This window comes from Enterobacter sp. R-1.6.2, from assembly GCF_035064085.1.
Taxonomy (GTDB): domain Bacteria; phylum Pseudomonadota; class Gammaproteobacteria; order Enterobacterales; family Enterobacteriaceae; genus Enterobacter; species Enterobacter asburiae_B.
The window spans coordinates 1-13,769 of sequence record NZ_JASEYI010000005.1 but is presented as its reverse complement, the minus strand read 5'-3'; the positions used below and the strand labels follow the sequence as shown (position 1 = coordinate 13,769).

At 56.9% G+C, this 13,769-nt stretch carries 12 protein-coding genes; 4 read left to right on the top strand and 8 right to left on the bottom strand.

Going from position 1 to position 13,769, the window contains the following annotated elements; genetic code table 11:
- Nucleotides 1–8 precede the first annotated feature (8 nt).
- From QMN93_RS07265 to QMN93_RS07250, 4 genes are all read left to right on the top strand, one after another.
- Nucleotides 9–2,678, top strand: coding sequence for a response regulator (locus QMN93_RS07265; RefSeq protein ID WP_182383586.1), 2,670 nt, complete (start codon nucleotides 9–11; stop codon nucleotides 2,676–2,678).
- Nucleotides 2,675–4,846: a glycoside hydrolase family 2 TIM barrel-domain containing protein gene (locus tag QMN93_RS07260; protein ID WP_182383587.1), complete on the top strand. Its 2,172-nt coding sequence runs from the start codon at nucleotides 2,675–2,677 to the stop codon at nucleotides 4,844–4,846. The genes QMN93_RS07265 and QMN93_RS07260 overlap by 4 nt, the downstream gene beginning before the upstream one ends.
- Nucleotides 4,847–4,939: 93 nt before the next feature.
- Entirely contained in the window at nucleotides 4,940–5,227 is a 288-nt protein-coding gene (locus QMN93_RS07255; RefSeq protein WP_033145603.1) for a VF530 family DNA-binding protein, read from the top strand.
- 7 nt (nucleotides 5,228–5,234) lie between these two features.
- Nucleotides 5,235–6,527, top strand: a complete 1,293-nt coding sequence (locus tag QMN93_RS07250; RefSeq protein ID WP_193139304.1) for a glycoside hydrolase family 10 protein — start codon at nucleotides 5,235–5,237, stop codon at nucleotides 6,525–6,527.
- A gap of 39 nt (nucleotides 6,528–6,566) precedes the next feature.
- Here the strand turns inward: QMN93_RS07250 and dsbG are convergent, their stop codons facing one another.
- The 8 genes from dsbG to QMN93_RS07210 form a co-directional block, all read right to left on the bottom strand.
- Entirely contained in the window at nucleotides 6,567–7,325 is a 759-nt protein-coding gene (gene dsbG / locus QMN93_RS07245; RefSeq protein ID WP_193139306.1) for a thiol:disulfide interchange protein DsbG, read from the bottom strand.
- 41 nt (nucleotides 7,326–7,366) lie between these two features.
- Nucleotides 7,367–7,978 (bottom strand): DsbA family protein, encoded by a 612-nt coding sequence (locus QMN93_RS07240; RefSeq protein WP_193139308.1) that lies wholly within the window; start codon nucleotides 7,976–7,978, stop codon nucleotides 7,367–7,369.
- A gap of 7 nt (nucleotides 7,979–7,985) precedes the next feature.
- Nucleotides 7,986–10,010, bottom strand: coding sequence for a protein-disulfide reductase DsbD (locus QMN93_RS07235; protein WP_193139310.1), 2,025 nt, complete (start codon nucleotides 10,008–10,010; stop codon nucleotides 7,986–7,988).
- A 47-nt stretch (nucleotides 10,011–10,057) separates the two neighbouring features.
- Nucleotides 10,058–10,429: a hypothetical protein gene (locus tag QMN93_RS07230; protein WP_087822620.1), complete on the bottom strand. Its 372-nt coding sequence runs from the start codon at nucleotides 10,427–10,429 to the stop codon at nucleotides 10,058–10,060.
- An 87-nt stretch (nucleotides 10,430–10,516) separates the two neighbouring features.
- On the bottom strand, nucleotides 10,517–11,077 hold the full coding sequence (locus QMN93_RS07225) for an RNA polymerase sigma factor (protein WP_193139981.1): 561 nt from the start codon (nucleotides 11,075–11,077) through the stop codon (nucleotides 10,517–10,519).
- A 5-nt stretch (nucleotides 11,078–11,082) separates the two neighbouring features.
- Nucleotides 11,083–11,502: a hypothetical protein gene (locus tag QMN93_RS07220; RefSeq protein WP_193139312.1), complete on the bottom strand. Its 420-nt coding sequence runs from the start codon at nucleotides 11,500–11,502 to the stop codon at nucleotides 11,083–11,085.
- 531 nt (nucleotides 11,503–12,033) lie between these two features.
- On the bottom strand, nucleotides 12,034–13,206 hold the full coding sequence (locus QMN93_RS07215; protein ID WP_193139314.1) for a DUF2235 domain-containing protein: 1,173 nt from the start codon (nucleotides 13,204–13,206) through the stop codon (nucleotides 12,034–12,036).
- 251 nt (nucleotides 13,207–13,457) lie between these two features.
- Nucleotides 13,458–13,769 (bottom strand): IS3 family transposase (locus tag QMN93_RS07210; protein ID WP_048242280.1); only part of this gene is annotated, 312 nt, incomplete at its 5' end.

Below are 13,769 nucleotides of genomic sequence, written 5' to 3'. Positions count from 1 at the left end.
GGATCACGATGAGCGCATTTACATACGATCTTAACGCGCTGCCAGCTGCCGTCATGATTTATGACCGCGATGAACGCCTGCAGGCCTGGAATTACAACGTGGCCCTTTTTTATCCGGTCATCACCCCGTGGCTGAAGGCGGGCACAACGCTTGAAGCGCTGGCGGAACGCTTTATCGACGCCGTTTATAACGTCGACCCCGGCCTTCGTCAGACGCTGCGCGAGTCGGTTATTCGCAACTGTCGGCAGGATAAACACTGTGAGGTTCGGCAGGCGGGCCAGCGGCGGATCTTCGTCCAGCATCAGCGCCTGGCGGACGGCGGTATTGTCAGCCTGCACAGCGATATTACAGAGCTGGATGAAGCGCAGCGCGCGCGTCACCAGCTGCACGACGATTTTCTGCTGACGGCGGAATCCATTCATATTGGGATCTGGGACTGGCAGGTTTCTGGCGACGCGTTACAGGTTAACGACACCCTGCTTGCCATGCTGGGCCAGTCGCGCACCCAGTGGCGATATCCGGTGCGTTTTCTGCTCAATCAGGTCCACGAGAACGATCGCGCTGCGCTGCGCAAGGCGCTGCACGCTTCGAAGCAGGATCATCGTCCGGTCTTTGAATGTGAAATTCGCGTGCATCACCCTACCGAAGGACTGCGCTGGATGCTGCTCTCCGGCCAGGTGGTCACGCTCTCTATTGAGGGAAACGCCGAGCGCGTGATTGGCACGCTGCAGGATATTACGCGGCGCAAGGAGGCTGAAATACAGGCGTTCACCTCGGCCATTGAGGCACAAAAAGCCAATGAGGCTAAAAGTGCATTTCTGGCAAACATGAGTCATGAAATCCGCACCCCGATGAACGGCATTATTGGCATGACCCAGCTGTGCCTTGACACAACTCTCAACGCCGATCAGCGCGATTACCTGACGCTGGTGATGAGTTCGGCCCAGTCTTTGCTGCATATCATCAACGATATTCTCGACTTTTCCCGTATTGAAGCTGGCAAAGTGGAGCTGGAGGCGGAACCTGTCCCTGTCCGCCCCTTTATCCAGTCGCTTATTCGCCCGCATATGCCGGGCGCGAGCGAAAAAGGCATTGAGCTTCTGGTTGATATTGCCCCAGACGTCCCCGACGTGCTGATGGTCGACGGCGCGCGGCTGCGCCAGATCCTGACCAATCTGCTGGGCAACGCGCTGAAATTTACGCACCAGGGGGAAGTCATCCTGGTTGTTGAGCCCGGCGATAGCGAGGACTACTGGCGTTTTCGGGTGCGCGACAGCGGTATTGGCATCCCGGCTGAAAAGCAGAAGGCCATTTTTGAAGCCTTCAGCCAGGCGGATAACTCAACCACCCGCCGCTACGGCGGCACGGGGCTCGGATTAACCATCTCGGCGCGGCTGGTTGCGGCCATGGGCGGCGAGTTAACGGTCACCAGCGAGCCGGGGAAAGGCAGCGAATTTTCGTTCGCCCTGCCGCTTGCAACGCAGTTTCTTGCCCCGGAGGAACGCCCGCGTAGCCAGCGCTTTAGCGGTGAACCCGTGCTGGTGGTGGATGATAACGAAACTAACCTCCGGCTGCTGGCCGCCATGCTGAGCCAGATGGGGCTGAAACCCACCTGCGTTAACAACGCCAGTGAGGCCATCAACCGGGTTAAAACCGGAACGGCATGGCCGCTGATCCTGCTGGACGCGCAGATGCCGGATATGGACGGCGTGTCGCTGGCCCTTGAGCTTTCGGTGCTGCCGCAGATTTCTGAAAGCCATATCATCATGCTGAGCTCCATGAGCCGACATTTTGATATCAATATGCTGAAGCGGATCGGCATCAAAAACTATCTGCATAAGCCTATCGCTCAGGACGAGCTGCATCAGGCGATTGCCTCGGCGTTTGAACGTGCGCCGAAGACCGTGGGGGAAACCGCCCCCGCCCCCGTCGCCGCCCCGGGCGCTACGGGGCTGCGGATCCTGCTGGCTGAAGATAATCTGGTCAATCAGAAGGTCGCCGCGCGCCTGCTGGAACGCCTCGGCCATGCCTGTCAGATCGTCGATAACGGCGTCACGCTGCTTGAGCGCTGGCGCGCGGGCGTCTGGGACGTTCTGCTTATCGATCTCCAGATGCCAGAGATGGACGGTGAAACCGCCATTCGCCTGCTTCGCGAGGAGGAACGCTCCCGGCCCGGACCGGCTCAGCCTGCCGTCGCCATGACCGCACACGCTATGCAGGGGGATAAAGAGCGCTGTCTTAACATGGGCTTCGACGGCTATATTGCCAAGCCCATCAGCCAGGAGCGTCTCGCTGAGGAGATTGCTCGCGTGCTCGAGCGTCATGATGATTCCCCCGTTTTTCCTGACGAAGCGCGCCTGCTGAAACAGTGCGCTGACGACCCTGTCCTGGTACAGGAGCTGCTGGCCCTGTTTGGCGAAGGGCTGGAGGAGGCCATGAGAGCGATCGCCCGGGCTATCGACAACGATGACCGCGAAGCGCTGCGCCGCGCGGCCCACAAGCTGCGCGGAGAAGCCGTCACGCTGGATTTCGGGCTGCTCGCCCGTCAGCTGCAGGCGCTGGAGAACGAGGCGCACACGCAGGACAGGCAACAGCTTGCGATGCTAAACCGGCGTCTTCAAATGGAATCGCAGCGCCTGATGGCGTGGCTCAACGCGCGAGGGGTAAACGAACCATGACCCGTAGCTGCGCGCTGCTCTTTGCGCTGTTTATTCCACCGCTGGCGGCGAACCCGACACCGGTCAGCTGGTCACTGGCTGGCACCTGGCGGGTTCAGGACGCCAACGACGGCACGCCTCCTCCCGCGTCAGGCTGGCGCGGGCTGAAAGTCCCTGCCAACTGGTACAGCGCGGGGTACGATCATCAGGGCGCGCTGTGGTATAAGCACGCATTTACGCTCCCCCTTCAACCGCCCGACGTGATGAGCACCCTGGTGTTTGACGGCGTCGATTATCTTGCCGATGTGACGCTAAACGGCCAGCCGCTGGGCAAGCACGAGGGCTATTTTCAGCGCTTTTCGCTGGACGCCAGCGCTGCGTTACAACGTCACAACCAGTTGGTGGTTCGGGTGGATAGCCCTTACGAAGATCCGCATAAGGTCTGGCCGCTGCATAAAACGGTCATGAAGGGGATTCTTAATCAGCATGACACGCGTCCCGGCGGCGCCTGGTCGCCGGAAGGACAGGACGCCAACTCTGGCGGCATTTGGGCACCGGTCAGGCTGCATCTGAGCCGGGGCGCCACCCTGGATGAAATCATCCTGCGGCCTGACTGGTCGCAGGGGCTGAAAAGCCCTGCACTGAAGGCTGAGATTCGCTATCGCGCGCTCGGTCAGGGCCCGGCAACCGTGCGGCTCACCGCCACACCCGCTAATTTCAGCGGCAAACGCTTCCAGGAAGACTTTCCGGTTAACCTGGAAAGCGGCGCCAATTCCGCGCGTGTTACGCTGCCCATGCCTGCGGCAAAACTGTGGTGGCCGGTCGGCACCGGGAAACCCCATCTGTACGCGGTTCGCGTCTCATTACGGGATGAAAAAGGGTTAATGGATACGGCAGTCACCCGTACCGGGCTGCGCAAGATCGTAGAGCAGCCAGACAACAAAGGCTGGCTCATTAACGACAGGCGCCTTTTTGTTAAGGGCAGCAATTACATTGGCTCTCCCTGGCTCGGCACCATGACGCGAGAAAAATATCGTCGCGATCTTCGTCTGGCAGAAGCCATGAACGCCAACGCCATTCGCGTGCACGGACACGTTGCCGGGCGCGCGCTGTATGACGTTGCCGATGAGATGGGCATGATGATCTGGCAGGATGTTCCGCTGCAGTGGGGCTACGACAGCAGCGACGCCTTTACCAAAAATGCGGTTCGACAGACGCGGGAGATGATCGAACAGTTTGGCAACTCACCCGCCATCATCGTCTGGGGCGGCCATAACGAACCGCCCTGGAATTCGCCGTGGATGGAAAAACGCTTCCCGGACTGGAACAAAAACCTCAACCGCGAGCTCACGCAGCGGGTGGCGGACACGCTTGCCGAAGATAGCTCCCGCATCGTGCACCGCTTCTCCGCCGTTGAGGAGCACTACTGGGCGGGCTGGTACTTCGGTACCGTGCGTGACCTGTTGGCGCCAGCTAAAACGGGGATCATTACCGAGTTTGGCGCGCAGGCGCTGCCCCGCTTGTCCACGCTAAAAACCATCATCCCGGCTGCGCATCTCTGGCCAAAAACCACCGCCGCCGACGATCCCGGCTGGAGCGTCTGGAAATACCATAACTTTCAGCCCTTCCAGACGTTTAAATTTGCCGGTATCCCGCGCGGAAACAACATTCAGGAAATGATCCGCAATACCCAGGCGTATCAGGCGCGGCTGGTGGCCACGGCGGCCGAGAGCTACCGCCGACAGCGCTACCAGCCGGTGACGGCCCTGTTTCACTTTATGTTTGTCGAGACCTGGCCCTCCATCAACTGGGGCGTGGTGGACTATCTCCGTAAGCCTAAAGCCGGTTTTTACGCGTTAAAACGCGCCTACCAGCCTGTTCTGCCTTCAATTGAACCGGTCACCCCGCAGTGGAAATCCGGCACGGCGGCGACCGTGCGTCTCTGGGCCATCAACGACACCTGGAAACCGTGCAGCGAGTGTCGTCTTTCGTGGCGCATCACCCAGCGCGCTAAGTTGCTGGCAAAGGGGACGATGACGATGACGATCCCCGCTGATTCGGGAACAATGGTCAAAACGCTAACGGTCACGCCCGTGGGTCAGGATGAGGTGTCGATCGGGTTTACGATTGAAAACAAGGCGGGAAAAAGGGTTGGTGAAAATCAGCGCACGGAGCCCGTCATAAAATGAGCGAGGGAAAAGGAAAATTGCCGCTTCCCCTGCTTTCTTGTACCCTTTCACCGGAAACCCTGCCCCCACAAACATTGAGACATCCGGACACCTATGACTGCACATATTTCCAAAGATCCTTTGCATGGCGTAACGCTGGAGATGATGGTCAATGCCCTGGTGGCAAAATACGGCTGGAGCGAGCTGGGCGACCGAATCAAAATTAACTGTTTCAGAAAAGATCCCAGCGTTAAATCGAGCCTGAAATTTCTGCGCCGCACCCCGTGGGCGCGCGCGGAAGTGGAAGCCCTGTATCTGGACTCCCTCAACGATGAGGTAAGCACAGAACAGGCGGCGCCCGCCTTTAATCCCTGGGCCAACAGTCGGATTATCAAGAGCTAATACGCAAATGACGCGACACGTAAAACGGATTGGTGCGCTGGCTGCCTGCGCGCTTTTACTTGTGAGCTGCTCCTCCAAACCGCCGAAATCACTGGTTACCCCTCTTCCCACCGCGAGCAAACCGACGCAGCAGGCAAACGAGCCGATGCGCGGGATCTGGCTGGCGACCGTCTCGCGTCTCGACTGGCCGCCGGTGGCCTCGGTGAATGGCCGCAGCGCGGACCAGCGCATCGCGATGCAGAAGCAGGCGCTGACAAGCAAGCTCGACAACCTTAAGCGCCTCGGCATTAACACGGTGTTTTTCCAGGTGAAGCCGGACAGCACGGCCCTCTGGTCATCCAAAATTTTGCCGTGGTCGGATATGCTGACGGGCAACATCGGCGAGTATCCGGGATACGATCCGCTGCAGTTTATGCTGGATGAAGCGCACAAGCGCGGCATGAAAGTGCATGCCTGGTTCAACCCGTACCGCGTGTCGACCAACACCAAACCGTCCACCATCGCCGCCCTGAACCGGACCGCCTATCAGACCCCGTCCAGCGTCTATGTCCAGCACCCTGAGTGGGTGCGCATCTCGGGCGATCGCTTTGTGCTCGACCCCGGCATTCCGGAAGTGCGCGACTGGATAACCAAAGTGGTGACCGAAGTGGTGGCGAACTACGCGGTAGACGGCGTGCAGTTCGATGATTACTTTTACGCCGAATCGCCGGGGTCCGCGCTCAATGATTCGCAGACCTGGCGGCAGTACGGCCAGGGATTTGCCTCAAAGGCTAACTGGCGTAGACACAACACGCAGCAGCTGATCGTCCAGGTTTCCCGTGCGATTAAACAGACCAGGCCCGACGTTGAGTTTGGCGTCAGCCCGGCGGGCGTGTGGCGCAACCGCTCCTTTGACCCGGCGGGTTCGGACACCCGTGGCGCTGCGGCCTACGATGAGTCCTACGCCGATACGCGGCAGTGGGTTCAGCAGGGCCTGCTGGACTACATCGCTCCGCAGATTTACTGGCCCTTCTCACGGGATGCCGCGCGCTACGACGTGCTGACCAAATGGTGGGCCGACGTCGTGAAGCCAACCCACACTCGCCTGTATATCGGCATTGCGTTCTACAAGGTGGGCGAGCCGTCGAGAAACGAGCCGGACTGGACGGTTCAGGGCGGCGTGCCGGAGCTGAAAAAGCAGCTCGATCTCAACGATTCGCTGCCCAACGTGAACGGCACCATCCTGTTCCGGGAAGATTACCTGAACCAGCCGCAGACCCAGCAGGCGGTGAACTACCTGAAAGGACGCTGGGGAAGCTAAATGCCATCAGGCAGAAACGCCCCGTTTCTGCCTGTTTTTTTACGGCTTCGGCCCGAACATCGCCTCAAGCTGCTGCGCATCCGGCATACCGACCACCTGCTGCAGCTCATTTTCCGCATTCAGATAGTAAATGGCCGGCGTGGCGTTAGCGCCCAGGCTGTCCATCAGCGTCTGGTGCTTCTGCAGGATCGCTACCGTTTCGCGGGAAGCCTCGCCCTCTGGCTTCGGTAATTTTTTGCCACCTGAAAGCTCGTATTCGCGCCAGGCCGAAACCGGATCTTTCGCATTCAGAATCGCTGAGGCGTTGCGTCCGCTGTTGGGGTTGAGAAACGCCACCAGCAGCGTGTTGAGCTGCACCTTGCCCGCCTTCACCCACGGCTGCGCTTCGGCCCAGAACTGCTTGCAGTACGGACAGAACGGATCGGCGAAGACAAAGACCTTACGCGGGGCGTTATCCGCCCCTTCCTTCAGGGGATGCGCCGCGTTGAGGCTCTTCCACATCTCGCGTCCCATCGGGGCGTAGATCTCTTTCTGGAAATAGCCCTCGCTGAGGTTTTTTCCTTTGTCATCGTACAGATAGCCTGAGATGACGTGCTTGCCGTCCGGCGTTAAAAACAGCGTCACGCCCATGTCCTGATACTGCCCCAGCCAGGCCGGTGCGCCGCCGGGCGCATCCAGCTTCTTGATAATTTTAATGTTCTGCTGCTCGCTGAAGTGCTTCACCACGTCCGGTATGGCTTCAGCCGCCTGCGCCAGCCCTGACGCCGTCAGCGCTGAAAGTAACAGTAATTTTTTCATTTCCCTCTCCGGTTTGTCGGGGGCATTCCGCCCCCTTCAGGTTAGCGGTTTTTCAGTGCGTCACTGACCATTTCGTCGAACTGTTCAAACGGCACCCAGCCGGGCAGCAGTCCCTCGCCGATGAGCGTGGCGGGCGTGCCCTGGATCCCCATTTTTTCCGCGACAATCAGGCTGCGCTTGATCGTCATCAGGCTCTCCTCATCCGGCGTCGTGAGGCTCACGCCCGCCCGCTTCTGCGCCTCCTGAATGCTGGCGTCATCGTGGTAGCCCTTCTTCGCCATCAGAGTGTGGTTAAGCTTCATAAACTGCCCGGGCTCCTGACGCCAGAGCGTTAACGCATCGCGCGCGGCGGTTAGCGAACTTTCCGAGCGGAAAGGTAAAAACTTAAAGACCACCGCCACGTCCGGGTGTTTTTCGACGATCTTCTCCAGGTACGGATCGAATTTTTTACAGTACGGACAGTTGTAGTCGGTAAACACCACCAGGGTGAGCTTTGGGTTTTTCGCGCCGATGCGCGGGGAGTTTGGATCGTTAAACAGAAAATCATACACCATCTTCTGCGCACGCTGCTCCTGGTCCTGCGTCAGCGGCTGGGCAGCGAACACCTGAACCGGCGCCAGCAGGAACAGAAGCGTAATAAGGAGTTTTTTCATAATGCGTTTAGCCTTTTGCGTTATTCAGGGTGGCGATCAGAGTGCGCTTGTCCAGCAGCGGCGAGAGGATTTCGCCCTCAGGCAGACCGGGGCCATACGCTGCGTTAAACGGAATAGCGTAACGGTTTCGCTTCGCCAGAAAATCCGCGATAAACGCGGACGGCTGGCTCCAGTCTCCGCGCAGGGCCACCACGTCCGGCTGACGCAGCGCGGCAATAACGTCCGGCTGATTGAGCACCCGATGCTCGTTAACTTTGCAGGTCACGCACCAGTCCGCCGAGATATCCACAAACACCCGTTTCCCCTGTGCCAGCGCCTGCTGGATGGCCTCCTCGCTGAGCGGCTGCCACGGGATAGTCTGCGCAGCATTTTGTGCCGGAGCGGCAGGCGGCGCGTTAAGCAGCCCGCGCGCCTGATACCCGCCAAACGCCGACAGCGCGATAACCACGAGCCAGAACAGCGGTGAGGATTTTTGCCCCTTCAGCGCGAACAGCGCCAGCGCGACGGCGGTCAGCACCAGCATCACAATCTGGCTGACCGCCTCGCCCAGATGCACGCTCAACAATGTTGCCAGCCAGAGGCTGGAGGCGAGCATCATCAGGCCCAGAACGACTTTTAGCGTGTTCATCCAGCGGCCGGGTTTCGGCAGCAGCATGGCCGTTTTCGGCACCAGGGCGACAAACAGCCACGGCAGGCTCATGCCCACGCCGAGCATCAGGAAGATCAGCCACAGGGAGTGCAGCGGCGCGCCAAGGGCAAAGGCGACCGCGGTACCGAGGAACGGCGCGGAGCACGGCGTGGCAAGCAGCGTGGCGAACATCCCTTCGCAAAAGCTGCCGCCAATCCCCGATCCCCCTGCCGTCGCCAGCCGTCCCGTGGCGGCGGAAGGCAGCAGCATCTCAAACACGCCAAACAGGTTCAGCGCAAACAGGAAGGTGACGGCGACCATCAGGCCGATAAACCACGGGTTCTGGAACTGAATGCCCCACCCCAGCGACGCCCCGGCCAGCTTCAGCGCGGTCACCATCCCCGCCAGCAGCATAAAGGAGGTGAGGATCCCGGCGCTGGTGGCCAGAAAGCGCAGCCTGATCGCGCGCCTGTCCGAACCCGCCTGCAGGATGCTGTTAAGCTTCATGCCCATGACCGGCAGCACGCAGGGCATCAGGTTGAGGATAAGCCCGCCCAGCAGCGCAAAAAGCACCATTTTTCCCGTTCCTTCAGGCGCGGAGGACGCTGCGGGCGTCGCGCCAACGGTCATGGTGGTTTGCTGCGCATTGCCGCCACTGGTCAGCACAAACGACAGCCTCTTGCCTTCCAGCGAGGCGGGCTTGTCTCCCCATTCGTCGGTCACGGGTACCGTCACCCGAAGCGTATTGCCGTCGTGTTTGATGACCGGCTCGCCGGGAAGAATGTCACCTTCCAGCGGGTCAAAGTAGATCCCCGGATAATCCCACTTCCCGTCCGTCGTACCGGTAATCACCAGCTTGTCGCCAGAGAGCCACGCGGAGAGATCCCTGGATACGCCTGACGTACCGGGCACGGCACGCATCGCCTGCTCGAACTCGCTACGGAAGCCCTCATCTACCGGCTGGGTAAAATCGAGGTGCAAAGGGTAGTCCGTCAGCAGACAGACGTTACTGCACGTGGAAAGCGTGAGCGTCCCGTCGAGCGTGTCGCCCTTCACTCCGTTGAGCGTAATTGGGATCGTGACCTTATCGTGATAGCCCTGCGTCGTCATGCCGGAGATATCGAAGCGCGACGGGACCGGCCAGGACCAGCTATCCGTCACGCCTTCCGGCCAGCTGATTTTTGGCGCGACGCCGCCCTCGCCCGGCGATCGCCAGTAGGTTTTCCAGCCGGGCTTCAGCTCAACGGTGAGCAGGCCTTTAACGTGCGTTTGCTCCCTCTCCGCCTGAAAGCGGATGCGGGCGTGATCGTTTTGGGGGGAAACCAGCCAGCGTGTGTCCGCCGCATGGGCAATGCCGATGCAGGACAGCCACAGGAAGACGAATCCCCTGAAGAGGTTAACCATGTTTTACTCCGTGAACAGTGAAAATTATCGTGAGAGGACGATGATTTTCATTCACGGAAAACGCAGTTTTTAAGGTGTATTCGGGGAGGCGGTGCCTGAACGGGCTGTTCCGCGGGAGCCAATACCCGCCCCTGCGTAAGCAGCTGCAGCAGCGCGAAGAAGATGATAATGGCCGGTAGCGCGCCGTCGAAGAACAGCGGCTGCGCACAAAGCAGCGAGTGTGCGCCCAGCTGACAGGGCGACGGGCCGGGCTGTTCAGTGTTGCTGCTTTGAGCCGGGGCATCTGCACTCAGAGAAATTTGCGGATCCAGTCCCTGTAAAAAATGGTTGAGCATCACCGCACGCTGCACGAGGCAAAGCGCCATCGCGAGACAGGTGACGATCAAAAGCCATTTTCCGAGGAGCTGACGGTTGCGCATAACGTTCCAGAGTAACAAGACGCCCCGATCATAAACGATAGTGATGAATCTACAAGTGTCGGAAGTGTAAGGTTTTGTCTGTCGCCGCTATTCGCCCGTCAGCGCGTCGTAGACGTCGCGCAGCCGCGTGCGCAGAAACAGCACCGCCTTGTGCTTGCGGGATAACAAAGCCTGTTCGCTGGCGCCGGTCTCCTCTGCCAGCATTTTAATGCTGTAGCCGTGCAGTTCGATCTTTTCAAACACCTCGCGCTGCGGCGGTGGCAGTTCAGACAGCGCCTGCCCCAGCTCTTCCCACAGCAGCGTTTTAAGGTACTCCTCTTCCGGCGTGTGCGGCACGCCGAACAGGGTTTCGGCCAGCTCGTCTTCCGGAAAACCCTCTTCGTCTTCGCCCGTAAAGTAGCCGGAAAGTGAGACCTCGCGCTTTTTACGCGCCCGGTCGGTCATCTCGTTACGCGCCGCGCGGAACAGCCAGGCGGCGACGTTTTCGACCGGCTGCTCCACTTTCATCAGCTGATAGGTCACTTCCTGCAAAATGTCGTCGGCATCATCGCGAACGGACGTCCGTCCGCGAATGAAGGCTGTCAGCCGGGCGCGGCAGGCATTAAGCGCCGACATCAGCATGGATCCGCCCGCCTCCCCGGCTTTCATTTCGCTCACTCTGCTTCCGGCGCTTTTGGCGTGGCGTCATCGCGCTTATCGTCACGATGACCGTGCCAGCCGCAGTGGCCGCGACCGTGGCGACCGAACCCTTCGCGACGCTGCTTAATAAACGCCTCGCGCTGTTCGGGCGTCATGTTCATCCAGCGCTCGTGCATCCGGCGGTGCGCGCCAAACATCCCCGGACGGAAACCCAGCCCGCCAAACAGAATGCGGCTCAGCACCAGAATGCCCAGCGCCTGCCAGAAGCCAATGGCCTTAACGCCGAGAACGGCCGGGAGCAAGGCGTTCCACAGGGTCATCACCAGCAGGCCGAGCACGATGAAAATCACCGCGCCGATGACTAAGCCCTTGCCCATACGGTGACGACCGAATCCGCGCCCGTGACCTCTGTCGTGCATATCAAAATCTCTCATGGTGTTTACCTCGTTTACAGTAACTGATTATGGCTTGTGATGAGGTAGACGGATGAGGGAGGGAAATATTGCTGGGGTGAATGAAAAAGTTTGCGGGGGCCATTATCACACACCACACCGCCAAAGAAAGCAATTTTAGGTGTCAGTGATAATTTGACTCGCTTAATCAGAGGCTATCAAGACAGCCTTCTATAGACCAGTGGAAACGTAGAGCTGAAGGAAGGACCATGAAGATTCCCACAAGTGTTTTTAAGCGCTTCAATTTAATGAAATTAAAAATTTATTTCATATTGCATCCATACATTGAACGCATCGATAGAGAACCTCACATTTTGCGGGCTTTAGTTTTTAATTTCATAATTAGTAAAAAACATTTTATCACTCATATTACTTGTGATTTTTAGTACCTATAAACGAGAAAGAGCGTCCTTGCTCTCCGGTTACTCGATCAGCATCAAGATAAACGCATCCCCTCCGAATAATACGAATTAAGCATGTATAACCATGCAAGGTAAACTACCTGCAAAGGGCTTAATCAGGATCTAATGGCCAGTCTTTAGCATTACTCAGATACTTTTCTACATAAGTTACTGCCAGTGCGCCCCCGCCTTTTAGAGTGGCTCGCGGTTTATACCACCCCTTTTTCATCCATTCCAGCACTGAAGGATGAAATGTTTGTCTGTCAGAGATTTCACGAACTGACACCCCCCCTTTAAGCGCAGCAAGAACTATTCTCACCCCCTTATAAAATTCTCTGTAAGAATCCCGAATTTCGTCATCAGGTATGCAAGCTTCTTTTGGATATTCATCAACCGTCTCTAGTCGGCCTCTAAATCCTGTTGCCTCAGCGAGTTCTCGAATCATCCAGATATAAGAAATATTCGAAAGGCCAGCAATTTGATAGCCTCCACCGATATTACTGTGAACACCACAAAACCAAACTTCTTTCACAATTTGTCCATACTCATTTAAGTTGTTCCAATACATAGGGGCAAAGTGCGGTCTGACTTCATCGAGTGCCAATGCATGGCGAACATGCTTTATCCCTTTCGGTGATGTCTGGTGGAAGTTGTTAAACGAGTCCTGGAATGCCAAAGCGCCTACAGTATCCCAAAGACCAAGAAACTCAATCCCCACAGAATTTCTTCCTGACAAAGAAGATGCTAACCCGCCTTGGTAAGGTTTATTTTCGCGATATGCTTCCCAGAGTGATGGTAATTCCTTATCGGGTATTATTCTGCGACCAACGGGCATTCCTAAATGGCGAACAAAACCAGCAAGGCTCCTAGCTGAAAAAGCTCCCCTGCTAAATCCAAAAAGATAAATTCTATCCCCAGGTTTATAGCGCTCAGCAAGAAAACGGTAGGCATCGATAATTCGGGAGCTTGTCCCAATTCCCATCGCTCCCTCAATGTTCATTTTCTCTTTATCCCCCTGTGAACCAACACCATTTATATATAGGGCCTCGCCTGGATAGTCACCTTCAAGCTTTAGAGAAGAAACCAACCCATAATATTTGTATTCGTTACTGCTAATGAGATCCTCTGGGTGGTATTTTTCTTCATTCCCTGTCAACTCACACCATATTTTTAGAACATTACTTTCAACACTACTTTGAGTTAAGCCATGAATGACTGTGTATTCAAGATCAGCCTGTACAGGACTGTTTCCTGTTCCATCAAGACACACGAAAAGATGTTGCATATGAAAACCTCACAATTCGACAGGAGGATATGAGTATAGCTATTTGATTAATAGCTCAAGAAAGAGGAGTTCGCAATAGGTCTGAAGTTTACAGAATGATGACTAGACTATTGGAAAGAAATAGGCTATGGCAAATTTTATTCTTTGTTAATATCAGGATTGATCAGTTAGAGCTACTACCTTAGTTATCAAAAAAAGGGAGGTACAGGTTTTTGGTAGTCATATTGAATGAGTGAATCGCCACGGATAATCTAGACACTTCCGAGCCGTTGATAATACTGGTTTTCATATTCTGTCGGTGACATCTGTTCGCTAGAACCATGCCGACGCTTACTGTTATAAAACATTTCGATGTAATCAAAAATATCACTGCGGGCTTCTTCCCGCGTTCCGTAGATCTTTTTCTTTATCCGTTCACGTTTCAACAACTGGAAAAAACTTTCTGCAACCGCATTATCATGGCAGTTACCGCGACGGCTCATGCTACCCTCCAGGCCGTGTGATTTCAGGAACGACTGCCACTCATGGCTTGTGTACTGACTGCCCTGATCCGAATGAACCAG

Excerpts from the sequence above, each read along its gene's own strand:
- QMN93_RS07265 (WP_182383586.1), top strand. The coding sequence starts at position 9 with ATGAGCGCATTTACATACGATCTTAACGCGCTGCCAGCTGCCGTCATG.
- QMN93_RS07260 (WP_182383587.1), top strand. The coding sequence starts at position 2,675 with ATGACCCGTAGCTGCGCGCTGCTCTTTGCGCTGTTTATTCCACCGCTG.
- QMN93_RS07255 (WP_033145603.1), top strand. The coding sequence starts at position 4,940 with ATGACTGCACATATTTCCAAAGATCCTTTGCATGGCGTAACGCTGGAG.
- QMN93_RS07250 (WP_193139304.1), top strand. The coding sequence starts at position 5,235 with ATGACGCGACACGTAAAACGGATTGGTGCGCTGGCTGCCTGCGCGCTT.
- dsbG (WP_193139306.1), bottom strand. The coding sequence starts at position 7,325 with ATGAAAAAATTACTGTTACTTTCAGCGCTGACGGCGTCAGGGCTGGCG.
- QMN93_RS07240 (WP_193139308.1), bottom strand. The coding sequence starts at position 7,978 with ATGAAAAAACTCCTTATTACGCTTCTGTTCCTGCTGGCGCCGGTTCAG.
- QMN93_RS07235 (WP_193139310.1), bottom strand. The coding sequence starts at position 10,010 with ATGGTTAACCTCTTCAGGGGATTCGTCTTCCTGTGGCTGTCCTGCATC.
- QMN93_RS07230 (WP_087822620.1), bottom strand. The coding sequence starts at position 10,429 with ATGCGCAACCGTCAGCTCCTCGGAAAATGGCTTTTGATCGTCACCTGT.
- QMN93_RS07225 (WP_193139981.1), bottom strand. The coding sequence starts at position 11,077 with ATGAAAGCCGGGGAGGCGGGCGGATCCATGCTGATGTCGGCGCTTAAT.
- QMN93_RS07220 (WP_193139312.1), bottom strand. The coding sequence starts at position 11,502 with ATGAGAGATTTTGATATGCACGACAGAGGTCACGGGCGCGGATTCGGT.
- QMN93_RS07215 (WP_193139314.1), bottom strand. The coding sequence starts at position 13,206 with ATGCAACATCTTTTCGTGTGTCTTGATGGAACAGGAAACAGTCCTGTA.